Consider the following 17,183-nt stretch of genomic DNA (forward strand, 5'->3'; position numbering starts at 1 on the left):
ACACAGCGAGTGTAGGTGCAGCGAAGCAAACCGGAGCCGCTGCGCCCGGATCGATCCCGCAGCGAAGGAACCCGAGCCTGCGAGGGCCGAACGCAGGAGCAAGCCTTTTGGGTTACCTTTTTGGCGTTTGAAAAAGGTGACTCGCCGTAAGGGCGAAACCGCCAGCCGCCACGACCGCAGCAACGGATATGCCCCCAATCAGCCAAAAAAAAGCCTTTACTCAGGCAACTCAACCAACCCGTCAACATCCGTCATCGCCCGCTCGAGCAAATCCGCCGGCAAGCTCTTGCTCGCCCGCGCACCGAGCAACTTCAATTGCTCGCTGCGACTGACCAGATTGCCGCGCCCTTCTGTCAGCTTGTTACGCGCCGAGCTGTAGGCCTTGTCCAGTTGCTGCAGGCGATTGCCAACTTCGTCCAGGTCCTGGATAAACAACACGAACTTGTCGTACAGCCAGCCGGCGCGCTCGGCGATTTCCCGGGCGTTCTGGCTTTGCCGTTCCTGTTTCCACAGGCTGTCGATTACCCGCAGCGTGGCCAGCAGCGTGGTCGGACTGACAATCACGATGTTGCGGTCGAAGGCTTCCTGAAACAGTGCCGGCTCAGCTTGTAATGCAGCGGAAAACGCCGCTTCGATCGGTACGAAGAGCAAGACGAAATCAAGGCTGTGCAGGCCTTCCAGGCGCTTGTAATCCTTGCCGGCCAGGCCTTTGACGTGATTGCGCAGCGACAGCACGTGCTGTTTGATCGCGATCTGCCCGTGGGTATCGTCATCGGCCGCAACATATTGTTGATAGGCCGTGAGGCTGACTTTGGAATCGACCACCACCTGTTTGTCGCCGGGCAGGTAAATGATCACGTCGGGCTGAAAACGCTCGCCGTCCGGGCCTTTGAGATTGACCTGAGTCTGGTACTCGCGGCCCTTCTCCAGACCTGCGTGTTCCAGAACGCGCTCGAGAATCAGCTCGCCCCAATTGCCCTGGGTTTTCTGGCCCTTGAGCGCGCGGGTCAAGTTGGTTGCTTCATCGCTCAGACGCAAATTCAGCGCCTGCAGACGTTCCAGTTCCTTGGCCAGCGAGAAACGCTCCCGGGCTTCTGCCTGATAGCTTTCTTCCACGCGCTTTTCGAAAGACTGGATGCGCTCTTTCAACGGATCGAGCAACTGCCCAAGACGTTGCTGGCTGGTCTCGGCGAAGCGCTGCTCGCGCTCATCGAAGATCTTGCCGGCCAGCTCAGCGAACTGCGCACGCAGTTCATCACGCGAGCCTTGCAGATCGTTGAGACGTTGTTGATGGCTTTCCTGTTGCTCGCGCAACTCGGCGCTCAGCGCAGCAGCGTGGGCGTCAAGGCGGCGCAGTTCGGCGTCCTTGTTGGCGCGTTCGAGGTTCCAGGCATGGGAAGCGTCGCGGGCGTCATCGCGCTCGATCTGCAGCAGCTCGACTTCACGGCGCAAAGCGGCAAGGTCGGCCTGTTTGGCGGCATTGGCCTGGCCGAGATCAGCGATTTCATCGCGGCTGGCTTCAAGCTGAGCATTGAGCCCGTCGTGAGCCATTTGCGCCATGGCCAGGCGCTCTTCGAGCAAAGCCAGGTCTGCCTGAGCGTTGCTGGCGCGGCGCTGCAGTTGCCAGGCCAGCGCCAGCAGCGGCACCCCTGCTGCCGCGAGACCAAGCAATATGCTGGTCAAGTCCATAGCCATAGCGACTCCTGCCAATCGGATAAAGCCTGAAGGTTAACCAAGGTGTCAGGGCTTGGACAGCTCAGTCTTCGATCAGACCGAGTTCCCGCTGCGCGCGACGGTCGCCGGCGCGGGCGGCCTGACGCAGCAGCTCCTGACCGATGCGCCGGTCGCGGGCGTTGCCGCATTCACGACAGATCAATTGGCCGAGGCGGCTTTGCGCAGCGACCACACCTTCACGGGCCGGTTGTTTGAGCAGGCGGCCGGCGAGGTGTTTGGCGCTGTGGCTGGCGCTCAGGCGTGGTTCATCGAGCAGCCACTCGGCCAGACGCACGGAAAAGCGCTTGGGCGTGGTAACAGGAGTCGAGGTTGAGGTAACAGAGTCTGATACTGAGCGAAACTTCATAAAGCACTGCGGGACAGATCGGAAGGCGCGCCACTTTACTCTCTTTTTCTTACAGGTAAAGTCGAAAAGAACCCGGCACGCCCGTCCTAGAGCAAGCGCTAGGGACAATCCACAGAAGCTGTGGATAAGTCAGTGGACAACCGCCCTGCGATCCTCGCAAAGCCTTATGGAATGGGGCTCGCAGTCAAACTGACGATTTTTTCACCAACAAAAAAAGACGATATTTTTCATTGACTTAAACTTTTGATACAGGCAGCGACCGGAGTCAGGGACGATGTGACAGTTGCGTTACGCTCTGCGCAACTAATGTGCACAAGTACCTGCGTCACGGTTATATGCATGCGCTTTTTCGGGTCGTTTTGCGAAGGCGTCCCAGGTCAATAGAGGCTGTGAAAAAGTGTGCACGCCGACGGATGGTCAAGTGCGAGCCTGTTCTGGATCTTTTTCGGCCAAGAGGTTTGCTTCGCCCGAAAGGATCCGTTACTATCCGCGGCGTTAGTACCAAGCTGAAAGTCAATTCCGGTCGAACATCTCCCCACGGTCAACCTTCCAAACGGAAGCCATTGCCGAGAAAAGCGGAACGACCCCTCGATGGTTTCCAGGTAAATCTTGCGCGAACGCTGCCTTTGAATGAAAGCAAAGGGCGTTGCGAAGAACACTTACTCTGACCGAACCAACCTGCAAATTGATCAGGATCTTCACCCCGGGCCCAGAACCTTTGCCCTCGCTGTGATGCCTGTCCTCCTAAGTACCTACCTGCCAGCCCAAGCGCGCTCATTTATCAGCGCTTCAAACTGGCTGCTTTGTTCCAGTCGGGTTCTTCGTTCGATCAATGGTGATCAACGTTACTGGAACGTTTTAACGTTGCACGGTTCTTATCCGTGTCATTTGTAGGAACACCTAATAACTATGTCTACTCAAATCCAGACTCAGGATGCCATTCGCACCCTCACCAACGCTTTTGCTCCAATGAACTGCCTGATCATGGCCGCTCGCAAAGGCTGCTTCAGCTTCACCGTGGTCAATGAACACGGAATCGCTCGCCACAGCGAGCGTTTGTACCCCGATCAATACTCCAGCGCCGAACCGCTGCAGGCCGTGATCGAGCGTACCCGTCAGGCACTGGTTGCCTGAAAGCCGAACAGGCTGCAAAAGCAAAGCCCTGCTGAAAAGCGGGGCTTTTTCTTGCCTGACATTTCACTTTTAGCGCCGCTCTTCTAAGCATGTTCCGATCTAAAGCTTGCGAGCCCCAGCGGTAAATATTTTAAAAACAGGCCTTTACACGCTGAATATGACACTACACTTCAACTCAAGCGGCATGAGTCGCTTGCGGCGAGCCTGAGTCGAACCACTGCTGCCAAAGCCCTTCAGGACTCGCCCTCAATAACAAGAACCGAGGGTGTTATGGGTATCGCTGCCAGCGAACTGTGCCGCTACGTGATCCGTCCCACATTGATTTACCTGGGGCGCCACTGCGCAACCGCCGAATCCCTGCTGCTGGGTATCGCCGCCAGCCAATCCGCCCTCGGGTCTGCCCTGCATGACCGCCGTGGCCACGGCCTGTATCGAATTGCCGAGCAACGCCATCAGGCACTATGGGACGATTACCTGGCGCTTGATCCGGAACGCGCCAGCCTGGTGCGCGGCCTCGCCAGCCAGCACGCTTTTCTCGGCGCCCCACACCTGGAACTGACCGTCAACCTGCGCTATGCCACTGCCATTGCCTGGCTGCTGGTAGAAGAACGCAACCCCACCCTCCCCGCTCCGACCGACCTGCTCGGTATGGCGCGCATCTGGCGTCAGACCTTCCAGCCCCAAGGCCGTCTGCGCGACTTCACCTATGCCTGGCAAACCTGTGTTTCACCGCTGAACCAGGTCGCTTGCTGACCGGGCGATTGCACAAGTTGCAGTAACAGGTCGCCATTTTGGTCGGATTGTCCTACAAAACCGCTCTAACTCAAGGCATACGGACTATAGCGCTGGGACGAAAATGTTGGTAATTTTCGCCCCGGTGATCACCAGGAGTTCTAATAATGAAAAAAGTCATGCTCAAAACCACCCTTAGCCTCGCCGTTACTCTTGCCTCCTCGCAAATTTTCGCGGCAGGTTTTGCCCTCAACGAACAAAGCATCAGTGGGATGGGGACTGGTTTTGCCGGGCGATCTTCTTCTGCCGACGACGCAAGCACTGTTTATGGCAACCCGGCCGGCATGGCGCGCATCAAGCGCGAACAAGTCACCGGCGGCGTAGCCGTTGTCGATGCACACACCGATATCAGCAACGCCAGCTCCAGCCCCAACGGCGGCAGCAACAAAGGCGACATGGTGCCCTTCACCGCTGTACCTATGGGCTTCTATGTAAAACCGATTGATGATCACTGGGCATTCGGTCTCGGCGTGTATGTGCCGTTCGGTCTGATCACGGATTACGAAAATGGCTTCGCCGGCCGTTACTTCGGCAGCAAGTCCGAAGTGCAAGTCATCACTTTCCAGCCAACTGTCAGCTACGCCTTCAACGACAAGGTGTCGATCGGTTTCGGCCCGACCATCAACCGCATCGACGGCTCGCTGGAATCCAACCTGTCGATTACCCAGGCGCTGCCGGACGGCAAGGTCAAGATCAAAGGTGACGACACCGCGCTGGGTTACAACATCGGTTTGCTGGTACAAGCAACTGACACCACCCGCCTGGGCCTGACCTACCACTCCAAGGTCGACTACAAGCTCGAAGGCAACACCAAGGTCAACTACGGCGCGCTGGCACTCGTAGGCCTGGGCGCCAACCAGAAGTACGACGCCTCGCTGAAGATCACCACGCCTGAGTCGGTCGACTTCTCGGTCACCCAGGCGATCAACGATCGCTGGAACGTCTACGCCGGTACCACCTGGACCCGCTGGAGCCAGCTGGACAAGATCACCGTCAAGAACTCCGGTGTGCAGCCGCTGCTGGCCGGCCAGTTCGGCTCGATCAACGAAGACCAGAACTGGCATGACTCCTGGGCTTATGCCGTGGGTACCTCGTATCAGTTGAACAAGGAATGGGTGCTGCGCACCGGCCTGACCTTCGACCAGTCGCCGACCAATAACGAAGACCGCTCGCCACGCATCCCGACAGGCGACCGCACCATCTTCAGTATCGGTGCCGGCTGGAGCCCGACCGACGATCTGACCATCGATGTCGCTTACTCTTACCTGAAAGAAGAGTCGGTCAAGATCCGCAACGAAAACAATCGTGGCCAGAGCTACGATGCCAAGTATGAAAACTCGGCAAACGGTTTCGGTGTTGGCGCGACTTACCGCTTCTGATGCTCGGTGGCGAGGCTAACCCCTCGCCCACAAAAAGCCCCGCTCTCTTTGCAGAGGCGGGGCTTTTTCATGTCTGCGTCTTTTCACTGAAACGACAAATTTCCATTGTGGGAGCGAGCCTGCTCGCGAAGGCGGTATGTCAGATGTTGATGTGCTGGCGGACACACCGCTTCGCGAGCAGGCTCGCTCCCACAGGGAAAAGCATGAGTCAGTGAGTCAGTGGTTTGGAGGCAATGGCTTTTTCGATCGCGGCGATAAACTCGGGATCATCCGGTTTGGTCAAACTGGAAAAACTCGCCACGACTTTGCCCTGCCGATCGACCACGTACTTATAGAAATTCCACTTCGGCGCATTGCTCTGTGCGGCCAGCACTTTGAACAGATGCGTGGCGTCGTCGCCGCGAACCTTCTGCGGCTCGGTCATGTTGAACGTTACGCCGTAATTGGCGTAGCAAACCTTGGCGGTTTCGGCGCTGTCCCTGGATTCTTGCTTGAAGTCATTGGAAGGCACACCGAGCATTTCCAGGCCCTGCGCCTTGTAGCGTTTATTAAGCGCCTCAAGACCTTCGAACTGCGGCGCGAAACCACAGAAGCTGGCGGTATTGACCACCACCAGCGGCTTGTCGGCGTACTGCTTGCACAGATCGATGGATTCCTTGGCACGCAGCTTCGGCAGCGAGCCTTGCAACAGGTCCGGGCAGTCGGCGGCCTGAGCCAGGCCAGTCAACGCCATCAGCAACGCGGGAACAGCACACCAGCGCATCAACATGTCGAACTTCCTTGGGCAGTCATCAGGCTTCGACGTTACTCGCGCCGCTGTCATCTAGCAAATGCTCATGCCCAACTGCATCAATGCCAGACCGCCGCGCTGCCAGCCCCACCACACCAGCGCCAGCAGCGCGACTGCCAGCGCGCTGATGGCCAGTCGCGTCCAGTGTCGGCTCATACCGCGCTCGCACCGGCTTGCAGGCGGGCCACCGGACGCTCGCGCACCGGCCAGTTCAACGCTGCCGCCAACAGGCTCAAGAGAATCGCCACTTGCCAGATCAAGTCGTAACTCCCGGTTCGGTCATACACCACCCCGCCCAGCCAGCCGCCGAGGAACGAGCCGAGCTGATGGAACAGAAAGACGATGCCACCGAGCATGGACAAATTGCGCACGCCGAACAAGGTCGCCACCGTACCGTTGGTCAACGGCACCGTCGACAGCCACAAAAAGCCCATCGCCATGCCGAACAGATACGCCGACGTGGTGGTCACCGGCAGCCACAGGAACAGCACGATCACTACCGCGCGCAGCAGATACAGCGCCGTCAGCAGGCGCGGTTTGGACATGCGCCCGCCGAGCCAGCCGGCAGTGTAAGTACCGAAAATATTGAACAGCCCGATCAACGCCAGCACCGTGGTGCCGACCGTCGCCGGCAGATGCTGATCGACCAGATACGCTGGCAGGTGCACGCCAATGAACACCACCTGAAAGCCGCAAACGAAGAAACCGAATGCCAGCAACCAGAAACCGGAATGCGAACAAGCCTCGCGCAGGGCTTCGGACAACGTTTGTTCATGACCGAAAGTCGGTAACGGCTTGTCCTTGAGCATGCTCACCAACGGTACGATCATCGCCACCAGCAAGCCTAGCACCAACAGCGCAGCAGACCAGCCGAGCCAGCCGATCAGGCCGAGGGTGCCTGGCAACATGGCGAACTGACCGAATGAACCGGCGGCGCTGGCAATGCCCATGCCCATGCTGCGCTTGTCCGCCGGCACGGCGCGGCCGACCACGCCGAGAATCACCGAGAACGAAGTGCCGGACAGACCGATACCGATCAACAGGCCGGCACTCAGCGACAACGTCACTGCCGAGTCCGACAAGCCCATGAACACCAGGCCCAGCGCGTAAAGAACACCGCCAACCAGCACCACTTTCGCCGCACCGAAACGGTCAGCGAGTGCACCGGTGAACGGTTGCGCCAGACCCCAGATCAGGTTTTGCAGGGCGATGGCGAAGGCAAACACTTCGCGGCCCCAGCCGAATTGCGCGCTCATCGGCGACAGGAACAGACCGAACCCGTGGCGTACACCCAATGACAAAGCCAGGATCAGCGCACTCCCCAGCAACACCCAACCGCACGTACGCCACATCGATGTCATTGTTATTCTCCAGTCGCGGGTATATACCCGCTTGAACTCGAATAAACCGCCATCAGGCCAGTTCGTCGAGCAATTTGAGCAAGGTTTCGCGCTTCTCGGCACCGAGACGTTCGATCAACCGCTGTTGCGCCGCTTCCCACGCCGGCAACGCCGCTGCCAGGCGCTGCACACCGGTTTCGGTGAGCCGGACGATGCGATTGCGCATGTCCTCGCCTTCGGCCATCGCCACCAGCCCTTCACCTTCCAGCACGCGCAGATTGCGCCCGAGGGTACTGCGATCCAGACCCATGGCTTCGGCCAGTTCGGAAATGCTCGGTTGCTCCAGCCGCTGCAGATTGCACAGCAGAGAATACTGGGCAACGTTGATCCCGAAGCCGTCGAGAGCGCCGTCGTAATGCCTGCTGACGCCACGCGCGGCGCGACGCAGGTTGGTGCACAAACACTGAGAAGGAAGCATGATGCGTGTATATACCCGCTAATGTGTTAAATCAAGTTACAGAGGCGTTTTCCATAACATTAATGATGTCTTTGAGAGCGCCTTCGCGAGCAGGCTCGCTCCCACAATAGGATTGCATTCCCCTGTGGGAGCGAGCCTGCTCGCGAAGGGGTCGGCATTATCAACGCAAATCCTTCAGACCAAAGCGAGGCCAACCAACACCCCCATCTCCAGCAATTCCAGCATCGCCCCCGCCGTATCCCCGGTAGTGCCGCCCAACCGCCGCATCATCACCCGCCGCAACCAGACAAACACCCCCAGCGAAATCAGCAGTGCCACGACCGCACAGTACCCAGCGATCAACAGGCAGCCCAGCGCACTCAACCCCAGTACCCACCACCCCGCCTTACGCGGCAGATGATCAGCCAGCGCCTGGCCCAATCCACCTGCACGCACATACGGCGTGGTCAGAAACAACCCCAGCAATGCCGCCCGCCCGAGCGCCGGCACGATGATCAGCGCGACTGCCTTGCCTTGTTCAATCAACGCCAGCAACGCGGCAAATTTCAGCAACAGCACCAGCACCAGCGTGACCACCGCGATCGGCCCGCTGCGCGGATCTTTCATGATCGTCAGCGTGCGCTCGCGATCGCCGAATCCGCCGAGCCAGGCATCGGCGCTGTCGGCCAGGCCATCAAGATGCAGCGCGCCGCTGAGCAACACCCACACGCTGAGCAACAGCGCCGCATGCAGCAACAACGGCGCGCCGGCCAACAGCAGATTCAATGCCCAAAGAAGCAGCCCGAACAGCAGTCCCACCAGCGGATAAAACAGCAACGAGCGGCCGAGCTGTTGCGGCTCGGGCATGCCCGGCAGGCGAATCGGCAGACTGCTGAGAAACTGCAAGGCGATCCACAGCGGCAACATATCAATGGCCTTCCTTCAGCGTGCCGTCGGCTTTAACGCTCAGCGCAAACATCGCGCCGTGGCCGACCTCGACAGTGAGCAATTGTTCGCGTGGAAGCCCCCGTGCCTGCGCCAGCAACAAGCGCATTACGCCGCCGTGGCTGACCAGCAGAATCCGTTCACCGGTATAGGCCGCGTGCAGCCGTGCGACCGCCGCCAGCACTCGCGCGGCAAACGCGCTGACCGGCTCGCCTTGCGGTGGGGTGAACACATAAGGGTCAGCCCAGAACAGCCCCAGCGCCTCGGCATCCGTCTCCATCAAGTCCGCCGCGCTCTGCCCTTCCCACGCGCCGAAGTGCAGCTCCTGCACGTCCTTGTCCAGATGCACCGACAGCTGCAGTTGCTCACCGAGCTCAGCGGCGAACCGCGCGCAACGTTGCAACGGCGAGCTGACAATGCGATCCCACGGCCCGCCTTGGGCTACCGCCGCGCGCATCTGCGTCCAGCCATTTTCGGTGAGCGCATCGTCGAGGCTGCCACGCAAACCGCCGCCCAGCTCCGTCTCGCCGTGGCGCAGCAGATCCACACGCAACGTCATGCCGGGCGATCCGCCACGGCTGCTTCGGCGAAGGTCGCCATCTGCCCGTGCAGGTCGCAGGCCAGGCGCAACAACGGCAGCGCCAGCGCAGCGCCACTGCCCTCGCCCAGGCGCAGGTCGAGGTCCAGCAACGGCTCGGCGCCCAGGGTTTCCAGCACGTGACGATGGCCCGGCTCGGCACCGCGATGGCCGAACAATAGCCACTCGCGACAGGCCGGATTCAAACGCACCGCAATCAGCGCCGCGACCGAGCAGATGAAACCGTCGACCAGCACCGCGACGCCCTCCTGCGCACACGCCAGGTAAGCGCCGACCAACGCGGCAATCTCAAAACCACCGAGGTTGAACAGCGTCTGCAAGACGTCACCGCGCTGAGCGGCATGCAGCACCAGTGCGCGCTCGATCACTTGCGCTTTGTGGCTGACGCCGGCGGCATTCAGCCCTGTGCCCGGGCCGGTCAGGTGCGCCACCGGACAATCGAGCAACGCGCAGGCCAGCGCACTGGCCGCCGTGGTGTTGCCGATGCCCATTTCACCGCCAATGAACAACTGCGTGCCGGCGGCTTTCGCCCGCAACACGCTGTCGCGGCCAGCCTGCAGGGCCAGTTCGCCCTGGACCGGCGTCATCGCAGGGCCCTCGACGAAATTCGCCGTGCCGGCGCCGAGGTTCAAGTGGCGCACGCCGGGCAGGCTAAGCGCCGGGTTCACCGTGCCCAGATCGACCACTTCCAGTTGCGCGCCGAGCTGACGCGCCAGCACGCTGATCGCCGCGCCGCCGCTGACGAAATTGAGCAGCATCTGCCCGGTGACTTCCTGCGGATAGGCCGAAACGCCCTCCGCCACCACACCGTGGTCGCCTGCGAAAATCGCAATCCATATCTGCGTGAGCGTCGGTTTGACTTGGCCTTGCAAACCGGCCAGTTGCACCGCCACCGACTCAAGGCGCCCCAGCGAGCCGGCCGGTTTGGTCAATTGCTGCTGCCGCTCAGTCGCTTGCGCTTTGATCTCGGCATGCACGGTTTTGCACGGGTTCAGCCACCAGGTCGGGTTCATAACGCAGATCCTTTCAAAGTCAGGGGCAGGCCGGCGACGGTCAGGACAACACGCTGACAGCGCTCGGCCAAAGCTTGATGCAGCCAACCGGCTTCATCGACGTAGCGACGAGTCAATTCTCCCAGCGGCACGACGCCCATTCCGGTTTCGTTGCTGACAAAAATGATCTCGCCCGGCAATGACTCCAGGCAGTCGAGCAGCGCTTCGCGTTCGACGGCGAGGCGTTCGGCATCGTCGAGCATCAGCAGGTTGGTCAGCCACAGGGTCAGGCAATCAACCAGCAGGCAATGCTCGGCGCGGGCCGATTCGCGCAATACCCGCGCCAGTTGCAGCGGCTCTTCGATCAACGCCCATGCGGCTGGGCGGCGTGCGCGGTGATGGGCGACGCGCTCGCTCATCTCGCCGTCAAGCGCTTGGCTGGTGGCGATATAGGTCACCGCGAGATTGCTTTCGCTGGCGAGTTTTTCAGCCAGACGACTTTTGCCGGAGCGGGCGCCGCCGAGGATCAGTTGGAGCATGGGTTCATCCCAAAATGTGTGGTGAGACAACCGGCCCCTTCGCGAGCAGGCTCGCTCCCACAAGTAACCGCATTCCCCTGTGGGAGCGAGCCTGCTCGCGAAAGAGCCAGCACAAATAACTCAAATCCCACAGAGCTGACGCAACAGCCCGGTATCCAGATGCGTCTCCACCAGATCCGCCAACCGCTCGATATCGCGCTCGCGCAAGCCGTGGTAATCAACATCTTGCACGTCACTCAAGCCGGCCCAGCGCAGCAACGCCGCACTCGCCTGCGGGGATTCGAACAAGCCATGCAGATAAGTGCCGAACACTTGGCCATCGGTACTCTGCGCGCCATCGCAACGACCGTCGTCCAAATGCACCGCCGCGTTCTCCAGCGCCGGTCCGGTGGTCACGCCAGCATGAATTTCGTACCCAATGACTTCGGCGTTTTCCAGCGCCAGCCGCCCGCGTACATTGCGCAATTGTTTCTCGGCTTCCAATTGCGTCTCGAACGCCAGCAAGCCCAGGCCAACGCTGGAGCCGGCTGCGCCTTCGAGCCCGAGCGGGTCATGCACGTGTTCACCGAGCATCTGCAGACCGCCACAAATCCCCAGCAGCTTGCCGCCGTAACGCAGGTGCCGATTGATCGCCGCGTCCCAACCGTTGGCGCGCAGATAAGCCAGATCACCGCGCACGCTTTTCGAGCCTGGCAGGATGATCAGATCGGCGGGCGGAATCGCCTGCCCCGGGCCGACGAATTGCAGATCCACCTGCGGATGCAAACGCAGTGGATCGAAGTCGGTGTGGTTGCTGATGCGCGGCAGCACCGGCACTACCACTTTCAACACCTGCTCGACCTTGTCGGTCTGGCGCTGATCGATGCCGTCCTCGGCCTCCAGATGCAGGTCCATCACGTACGGCAACACGCCGATCACCGGTTTGCCGGTGCGCTGTTCGAGCCAGTCGAGACCCGGTTGCAGCAAGGCGATATCGCCGCGAAAACGGTTGATGATGAAGCCTTTGACCCGCGCCTGTTCGCTCGGCGAAAGCAACTCAAGAGTACCCACCAGATGCGCAAACACGCCGCCGCGATTGATGTCGGCAATCAGCAGCACCGGGCAATCCACCGCTTCGGCAAAACCCATGTTGGCGATGTCGCCGGCGCGCAGATTGATCTCGGCCGGCGAACCGGCGCCTTCGACCATCACCAGCGGATACGCCGCGCTGAGTCGCGCATGGGAGGCGAGCACCGATTGCATCGCGATGGCCTTGTAATCGTGATAGGCGACGGCGTTCATCGTCGTGACCGCGCGGCCATGAATGATCACTTGGGCGCCGGTGTCGCTGTTGGGTTTGAGCAGCACCGGATTCATGTCGGTGTGCGGCTGAAGATGCGCCGCCTGCGCCTGCACCGCCTGGGCCCGGCCGATCTCGCCGCCGTCAGCGGTCACCGCGCTGTTGAGCGCCATGTTCTGCGGTTTGAACGGCACCACCGCGACACCCTGGCGGGTAGCCCAGCGGCACAGGGCCGTCACCAGGGTACTTTTGCCAGCATCGGAAGTGGTGCCCTGCACCATCAGCGTGGTCATGAGATGTCCTTGGCGAAGGCTTGCAAAGCCTGTTCGAGACGCAGCTCCTGCCCGGCATCGGCGGGCAGGCCGAAACGCACACTGCTGTGGTGGCTGAACAGGCGCAGAAGAATGCCGCGCCGGGCCATGAACTCGTGCAGCGCTTCGGCATGCTCGGTGATCAGCCACTGAAACAGCGCGCAGCCACCCTGCGGTGCAAAACCGCAACGGGTCAGCAACGCCGCCAGCCGCTCGCTCGCTTCGTCGCTGCGAATCCGCTGCCGGGTATGGCCATCGGTGTCTTGCAGACACGCCGCCCCAAGCACTCGCGTCGGCCCGCTCACCGCCCACGGCCCGACCTGTTCGGCGAGCAGTTTGAGCAACTTGCGCTCAGCCAGAACGAAGCCGAGGCGCACCCCGGCCAGACCGAAAAACTTGCCGAAGGAGCGCAACACCACCAGCCCGACCTGATGCGCATACGGCGCCAGACTCAGTTGCGGGGTGTTGTCCATAAAAGCTTCGTCGACCACCAGCCAGCCGCCGCGTTGCGCCAGCCGCGCATGCCAGTCGAGCAGGCGCGCCGGGCTCAGGCTCAGCCCGGTCGGGTTGTTCGGGTTGACCACCACCAGCACATCGAGGCTGTCGAGGAAGAATTCGACTTCCTGCTCCAGCACTTCACGCACGATGTAGCCACTGCGACGCCAGGCTTCGGCATGTTCGGCATAACACGGCGACAACACGCCAACCTTGCCGGCACGGCGCAGGCGCGGCAGCAGTTGGATGGCCATCTGCGAACCGGCGACCGGCAGCACCTGTGCGGCGCCGTAGTAATCGCACGCTGCCTGCTCCAGACCGTCGTCGGTTTCCGGCAGACGCGCCCAGGCGCGCAGCGGGATCTCCGGGATCGGGAACGGCCACGGCGCCAGTCCGCTCGACAGGTCGAGCCAGTCGGCCTCGGCAATCCCGTAATCGCGTGCCGCCTGGCGTAGTCGGCCACCGTGTTCAAGCATAAAATTCCGCCCCCACGCATAGGATCAGCAGCCACAACCATACCCCGCGCTGGACCAATTGCCAGCCACGGTCGATGGAATCGGCATCGGCCGGCGCGCCTTCGCCCAGTTGCGCGCGCTCATGCAGTTCGCCGTGATAAATCGCCGGGCCGCCCAACTCGACAGCGAGGGCACCGGCGCCGGCCGCCATCACCGGGCCGGCGTTGGGGCTGTCCCACTGCGGCGCCTGGGTGCGCCAGCACTTCAAGGCGAGTCGGGTTTTGCCCAGCAGCGCGTAGGTCAACGCCACCAGGCGCGCAGGAATGTAGTTCAACACGTCGTCGATTTTCGCCGCGGCCCAGCCAAAGCGTTCGAAGCGTTCGTTGCGATATCCCCACATCGCATCAAGGGTATTGCTCAAGCGATAGAGCACCACGCCCGGCGCGCCGGCGACGACAAACCAGAACAAGGCAGCGAACACCGCATCGCTGCCGTTCTCCAGCACCGACTCGGTGGCGGCGCGGGCGACGGCGCTGCTGTCGAGTTCATCGGTCTGGCGACTGACCAGATAGCCGACACGCGTGCGCGCCTCATCCAGGTCATCGGCGCGCAATGCAGCGGCGACCGGGGCGACATGCTCGCCGAGGCTGCGCATGCCCAGTGCGCAATACAGCGCGAGAATCTCGACGATCCAGCCAACGTAAGGCGCCCAGGAAAATGCAGTGGCGAGCAAGGTCAGCGGCAGCACCGCGAGCACCCACGCGGTCACGCCATGGCTGCGCCAGCCCCGCCCGCCGGCGTTGAAGCGCTGCTCGATGCGCCCGGCGAAATTGCCGAACGCCACCAGCGGATGCCAGCGTTTCGGTTCACCGAGCAGCGCATCCAGCGCCACTGCGGCGACACTCAACAACGCCACACTCATTGACTCACTCCCCAATAATTTTCGTACAGCAACTCATTGAGCGGTCGCGCCTGCGCCCAGCCTTCAAGTACCAGCATCGGTGCTGGATAAAATTCCTTGACCGGCCCCAGACACAACACAGCCAACGGCTTGGCCCCGGCCGGCAACTTGAGCACATCCGCCAGTGCCTGCGGTTCGAACAGCGAGACCCAGCCCATGCCCAGGCCTTCGGCACGGGACGCCAGCCACAGATTCTGGATCGCGCAGGACAGCGAGGCCATGTCCATTTCCGGCAACGTGCGCCGCCCGAAGATGTGTTTTTCGCGATCGTCCATCAGCGCCGCGACCAGCACTTCGGCGCAGTCGTTGATGCCTTCGACCTTGAGTTGCATGAACTCATCGCTGCGCTCGCCGAGGGCAATAGCTGTGCGGACGCGTTCTTCTTCGACCAGATCGCGGATCTGCCCGCGCAAGGCTCGGTCGCTGATGCGGATGAAGCGCCACGGCTGCATCAGGCCGACACTCGGCGCCTGGTGCGCGGCTTCCAGCAAACGGCGCAGCAGCTCGGGCTCAACCGTGCCGCCAGTGAAGTGGCGCATGTCGCGGCGTTCGGCGATGGCTTTGTAGACCGCAGCGCGCTCGGCTTCGGAGAATGAGTTGTCGGTCATGGCCCTTTCGCGAGCAGGCTCGCTCCCACAGGGGATCCGGTTTGTTCAGACACTGCTTTACTCACTGTGGGAGCGAGCCTGCTCGCGAAAGCGGCTTCAGGCTCGGGCGCAAACAGTGCAGCGACAGCCGCAGGATTCGACGGAAAGTAAAAATGCACATAAGAAGCCGTCATCCGCCCTTGCCGATAAACCGCCTCGGCCCCACGCCCGCCATTCGGGCTCAGGCCCCGAGCAATCGGCGTCAATTCAGTCGTCGTCAGGGAGTGATGATAAGTGTGCCCACGCAACGGACCTTCCGGCAGCTCAACCGCTTGCAGCGCCAGTGCCGCGAGACGCTTCTGCATCACCGCATCGCCCTTGAGCAACCCGACCAGTTCCGCGCGGGTGCCCTCCACGTCAGTCAAGGACTCGAGCAAATACAACATGCCGCCACACTCGGCGAGCAACGGTTTCCCAGCGGCATGGTGCGCGCGGATCGCTGCAAGCATCGGCATGTTTTGCGACAGCGCCACGTGATGCAATTCCGGGTAACCGCCCGGCAGATACAGGCTGTCCGCGTCGGGCAATTGCGTGTCGCGGATCGGCGAGAAAAAGTGCAACTCGGCGCCCATCGCCCGCAGCAGATCGAGGCTGGCGCCGTAGGTGAAGGCGAAAGCCTCATCGCGGGCGACGGCAATCCGCACACCTTTTAATAAAGGCTCGGCGGCGATGACGTCAGGCGCGGCGAATTCCACGGCCGGCGGCAGCGCGACTTCGCAACTGCTGGCCAAGGCATCGGCAGCCGCGTCGAGGCGCAAGTCCAGGTCATTCAATTCGCTGGCCTGCACCAGGCCTAGATGGCGGCTCGGCAATTCGATGCCGGTCTCGCGGGACAACGCACCGTACCAGCGCAAGCCTTCGGTCAGGCTGCCTTCGAGCAATTGCGCGTGACGCAAGGTGCCGACGCGATTAGCCAGCACGCCGGCAAACGGCAAGTCCGGCTGATAGCGCGCCAAACCCAGCGCCAAAGCGCCAAAGGTCTGCGCCATGGCGGTGCCGTCGATCACGCCAAGCACCGGCACGCCGAAGTGTCGTGCCAGATCGGCGCTGGATGGCGTGCCGTCGAACAGGCCCATTACCCCCTCGATCAGAATCAGATCCGCATCAGCGGCGGCTTCCCACAACAGGCGCCGACTTTCCTGCTCGCCGACCATCCACATGTCCAGTTGATACACCGGGGCACCGCTGGCGCGCTCGAGAATCATCGGGTCGAGAAAGTCCGGCCCGCATTTGAACACGCGCACCTTGCGCCCCTGATTGCGATGCAAACGGGCGAGTGCGGCGGTGACGGTGGTCTTGCCGTGACCGGAAGCCGGCGCGGCGATCAACACCGCCGGGCAGTGACGTGGTTGCTTCAAAGTTCGACGCCTTTCTGCGCTTTGATGCCGGACTGGAAGGCGTGTTTGAGCATGCCCATTTCGGTAACCGTGTCGCCCATTTCAATCATTTGCGGCTTGGCGCCGCGACCGGTGACAACCACGTGCTGCATCGGCGGACGCGCCTGCAAATCGCTGAGCACCTGATCCAGATCGAGGTAGCCATGCTTGAGTGCGATATTCAGTTCATCGAGCACCACCAGACCGATCGACGGGTCGCGCAACAATTCGCGGGAGACTTCCCAGGCGGCGGTCGCAGCGGCGATGTCGCGCTGACGATCCTGGGTTTCCCAAGTGAAACCTTCGCCCATGACGTGGAAACGCACCTGCTCGGGAAAGCGCCGGAAGAACAATTCCTCGCCGGTGCTGTTGCGGCCCTTGATGAACTGCACCACGCCGCACTGCATGCCGTGGCCCATGGCGCGGGCGAGCATGCCGAATGCCGAGCTGCTTTTGCCTTTGCCATTGCCGGTCAGCACCAGCACCAGACCGCACTCGTCGGGCGAGTTGGCGATGCGTTCGTCGATCACGGCCTTCTTGCGCTGCATGCGCGCCAGATGGCGTTCGTCACGCTCGGGGGAATCAGTCATGGGGAGCTCTCCGTTGAGGCTGG

The 17,183-nt window shown here is 61.6% G+C and carries 19 protein-coding genes; 3 read left to right on the plus strand and 16 right to left on the minus strand.

All coding sequences use genetic code 11. The features are described 5' to 3' along the window. Positions 1-216: 216 nt before the first annotated feature. Both VNV36_RS18015 and VNV36_RS18020 read right to left on the minus strand, forming a co-directional pair. The gene (locus tag VNV36_RS18015) at positions 217-1,581 is read right to left on the minus strand and encodes a DNA recombination protein RmuC (protein ID WP_325719135.1); all 1,365 of its coding nucleotides are present in this window, start codon (positions 1,579-1,581) and stop codon (positions 217-219) included. 175 nt (positions 1,582-1,756) lie between these two features. Further along, entirely contained in the window at positions 1,757-2,080 is a 324-nt protein-coding gene (locus tag VNV36_RS18020) for an SEL1-like repeat protein (RefSeq protein WP_325719039.1), read from the minus strand. A 909-nt stretch (positions 2,081-2,989) separates the two neighbouring features. Between VNV36_RS18020 and VNV36_RS18025 the strand changes: the two genes are divergently transcribed. From VNV36_RS18025 to VNV36_RS18035, 3 genes are all read left to right on the plus strand, one after another. Beyond that, positions 2,990-3,214: a hypothetical protein gene (locus VNV36_RS18025; RefSeq protein ID WP_016773719.1), complete on the plus strand. Its 225-nt coding sequence runs from the start codon at positions 2,990-2,992 to the stop codon at positions 3,212-3,214. Positions 3,215-3,484: 270 nt separating this feature from the next. After that, positions 3,485-3,967 carry a hypothetical protein gene (locus VNV36_RS18030; protein WP_325719041.1) on the plus strand — a complete coding sequence of 161 codons (483 nt, stop codon included), beginning with the start codon at positions 3,485-3,487 and terminating at the stop codon, positions 3,965-3,967. Positions 3,968-4,113: 146 nt separating this feature from the next. Then, positions 4,114-5,385 (plus strand): OmpP1/FadL family transporter, encoded by a 1,272-nt coding sequence (locus tag VNV36_RS18035; protein ID WP_325719043.1) that lies wholly within the window; start codon positions 4,114-4,116, stop codon positions 5,383-5,385. 208 nt (positions 5,386-5,593) lie between these two features. Here the strand turns inward: VNV36_RS18035 and VNV36_RS18040 are convergent, their stop codons facing one another. The 14 genes from VNV36_RS18040 to cobO all read right to left on the minus strand — a co-directional run bounded on the left by VNV36_RS18040 (position 5,594) and on the right by cobO (position 17,160). After that, positions 5,594-6,154: a glutathione peroxidase gene (locus VNV36_RS18040; protein WP_325719045.1), complete on the minus strand. Its 561-nt coding sequence runs from the start codon at positions 6,152-6,154 to the stop codon at positions 5,594-5,596. A gap of 54 nt (positions 6,155-6,208) precedes the next feature. Continuing rightward, the gene (locus VNV36_RS18045) at positions 6,209-6,331 is read right to left on the minus strand and encodes a hypothetical protein (protein ID WP_325719047.1); all 123 of its coding nucleotides are present in this window, start codon (positions 6,329-6,331) and stop codon (positions 6,209-6,211) included. Then, the gene (locus tag VNV36_RS18050; RefSeq protein ID WP_325719048.1) at positions 6,328-7,536 is read right to left on the minus strand and encodes an MFS transporter; all 1,209 of its coding nucleotides are present in this window, start codon (positions 7,534-7,536) and stop codon (positions 6,328-6,330) included. The genes VNV36_RS18045 and VNV36_RS18050 overlap by 4 nt, the downstream gene beginning before the upstream one ends. 52 nt (positions 7,537-7,588) lie before the next feature. Next, positions 7,589-7,993, minus strand: coding sequence for a MarR family winged helix-turn-helix transcriptional regulator (locus VNV36_RS18055; RefSeq protein ID WP_325719050.1), 405 nt, complete (start codon positions 7,991-7,993; stop codon positions 7,589-7,591). Between the two features lie 174 nt (positions 7,994-8,167). Further along, positions 8,168-8,899: an adenosylcobinamide-GDP ribazoletransferase gene (locus tag VNV36_RS18060; RefSeq protein ID WP_325719052.1), complete on the minus strand. Its 732-nt coding sequence runs from the start codon at positions 8,897-8,899 to the stop codon at positions 8,168-8,170. 1 nt (position 8,900) lies between these two features. Then, positions 8,901-9,476 carry an alpha-ribazole phosphatase family protein gene (cobC, locus tag VNV36_RS18065; protein ID WP_325719055.1) on the minus strand — a complete coding sequence of 192 codons (576 nt, stop codon included), beginning with the start codon at positions 9,474-9,476 and terminating at the stop codon, positions 8,901-8,903. After that, on the minus strand, positions 9,473-10,528 hold the full coding sequence (cobT, locus tag VNV36_RS18070; RefSeq protein ID WP_325719057.1) for a nicotinate-nucleotide--dimethylbenzimidazole phosphoribosyltransferase: 1,056 nt from the start codon (positions 10,526-10,528) through the stop codon (positions 9,473-9,475). The genes cobC and cobT overlap by 4 nt, the downstream gene beginning before the upstream one ends. After that, entirely contained in the window at positions 10,525-11,046 is a 522-nt protein-coding gene (gene cobU, locus VNV36_RS18075; RefSeq protein WP_325719059.1) for a bifunctional adenosylcobinamide kinase/adenosylcobinamide-phosphate guanylyltransferase, read from the minus strand. Before cobU ends, cobT begins: the two co-directional genes overlap by 4 nt. A 120-nt stretch (positions 11,047-11,166) precedes the next feature. Continuing rightward, complete coding sequence (locus tag VNV36_RS18080) at positions 11,167-12,618, minus strand: cobyric acid synthase (RefSeq protein ID WP_325719061.1); 1,452 nt, start codon at positions 12,616-12,618, stop codon at positions 11,167-11,169. Beyond that, the gene (gene cobD / locus VNV36_RS18085; protein ID WP_325719063.1) at positions 12,615-13,607 is read right to left on the minus strand and encodes a threonine-phosphate decarboxylase CobD; all 993 of its coding nucleotides are present in this window, start codon (positions 13,605-13,607) and stop codon (positions 12,615-12,617) included. Before cobD ends, VNV36_RS18080 begins: the two co-directional genes overlap by 4 nt. Then, positions 13,600-14,508 carry an adenosylcobinamide-phosphate synthase CbiB gene (gene cbiB, locus VNV36_RS18090; RefSeq protein WP_325719065.1) on the minus strand — a complete coding sequence of 303 codons (909 nt, stop codon included), beginning with the start codon at positions 14,506-14,508 and terminating at the stop codon, positions 13,600-13,602. Before cbiB ends, cobD begins: the two co-directional genes overlap by 8 nt. Next, complete coding sequence (gene bluB, locus VNV36_RS18095) at positions 14,505-15,155, minus strand: 5,6-dimethylbenzimidazole synthase (protein WP_325719067.1); 651 nt, start codon at positions 15,153-15,155, stop codon at positions 14,505-14,507. The genes cbiB and bluB overlap by 4 nt, the downstream gene beginning before the upstream one ends. Next, a complete protein-coding gene (locus tag VNV36_RS18100) occupies positions 15,152-16,552 on the minus strand; it encodes a cobyrinic acid a,c-diamide synthase CobB (RefSeq protein WP_325719069.1) in 1,401 nt (466 codons plus the stop codon). Before VNV36_RS18100 ends, bluB begins: the two co-directional genes overlap by 4 nt. Beyond that, positions 16,549-17,160 (minus strand): cob(I)yrinic acid a,c-diamide adenosyltransferase, encoded by a 612-nt coding sequence (gene cobO / locus VNV36_RS18105; RefSeq protein WP_325719071.1) that lies wholly within the window; start codon positions 17,158-17,160, stop codon positions 16,549-16,551. The genes VNV36_RS18100 and cobO overlap by 4 nt, the downstream gene beginning before the upstream one ends. Between the last annotated feature and the right edge of the window lie 23 nt (positions 17,161-17,183).

Source organism: Pseudomonas sp. (assembly GCF_035554175.1).
Taxonomy (GTDB): domain Bacteria; phylum Pseudomonadota; class Gammaproteobacteria; order Pseudomonadales; family Pseudomonadaceae; genus Aquipseudomonas.

What these genes read in the sequence shown, in the direction of transcription:
- VNV36_RS18060 (WP_325719052.1), bottom strand. Translation starts at nt 8,899, where the DNA reads ATGTTGCCGCTGTGGATCGCCTTGCAGTTTCTCAGCAGTCTGCCGATT.
- VNV36_RS18020 (WP_325719039.1), bottom strand. Translation starts at nt 2,080, where the DNA reads ATGAAGTTTCGCTCAGTATCAGACTCTGTTACCTCAACCTCGACTCCT.
- cobC (WP_325719055.1), bottom strand. Translation starts at nt 9,476, where the DNA reads ATGACGTTGCGTGTGGATCTGCTGCGCCACGGCGAGACGGAGCTGGGC.
- VNV36_RS18025 (WP_016773719.1), top strand. Translation starts at nt 2,990, where the DNA reads ATGTCTACTCAAATCCAGACTCAGGATGCCATTCGCACCCTCACCAAC.
- cbiB (WP_325719065.1), bottom strand. Translation starts at nt 14,508, where the DNA reads ATGAGTGTGGCGTTGTTGAGTGTCGCCGCAGTGGCGCTGGATGCGCTG.
- VNV36_RS18055 (WP_325719050.1), bottom strand. Translation starts at nt 7,993, where the DNA reads ATGCTTCCTTCTCAGTGTTTGTGCACCAACCTGCGTCGCGCCGCGCGT.
- cobU (WP_325719059.1), bottom strand. Translation starts at nt 11,046, where the DNA reads ATGCTCCAACTGATCCTCGGCGGCGCCCGCTCCGGCAAAAGTCGTCTG.
- cobT (WP_325719057.1), bottom strand. Translation starts at nt 10,528, where the DNA reads ATGAACCCGACCTGGTGGCTGAACCCGTGCAAAACCGTGCATGCCGAG.
- bluB (WP_325719067.1), bottom strand. Translation starts at nt 15,155, where the DNA reads ATGACCGACAACTCATTCTCCGAAGCCGAGCGCGCTGCGGTCTACAAA.
- VNV36_RS18080 (WP_325719061.1), bottom strand. Translation starts at nt 12,618, where the DNA reads ATGACCACGCTGATGGTGCAGGGCACCACTTCCGATGCTGGCAAAAGT.
- VNV36_RS18030 (WP_325719041.1), top strand. Translation starts at nt 3,485, where the DNA reads ATGGGTATCGCTGCCAGCGAACTGTGCCGCTACGTGATCCGTCCCACA.
- VNV36_RS18040 (WP_325719045.1), bottom strand. Translation starts at nt 6,154, where the DNA reads ATGTTGATGCGCTGGTGTGCTGTTCCCGCGTTGCTGATGGCGTTGACT.
- cobD (WP_325719063.1), bottom strand. Translation starts at nt 13,607, where the DNA reads ATGCTTGAACACGGTGGCCGACTACGCCAGGCGGCACGCGATTACGGG.
- VNV36_RS18035 (WP_325719043.1), top strand. Translation starts at nt 4,114, where the DNA reads ATGAAAAAAGTCATGCTCAAAACCACCCTTAGCCTCGCCGTTACTCTT.
- VNV36_RS18050 (WP_325719048.1), bottom strand. Translation starts at nt 7,536, where the DNA reads ATGACATCGATGTGGCGTACGTGCGGTTGGGTGTTGCTGGGGAGTGCG.
- cobO (WP_325719071.1), bottom strand. Translation starts at nt 17,160, where the DNA reads ATGACTGATTCCCCCGAGCGTGACGAACGCCATCTGGCGCGCATGCAG.
- VNV36_RS18045 (WP_325719047.1), bottom strand. Translation starts at nt 6,331, where the DNA reads ATGAGCCGACACTGGACGCGACTGGCCATCAGCGCGCTGGCAGTCGCG.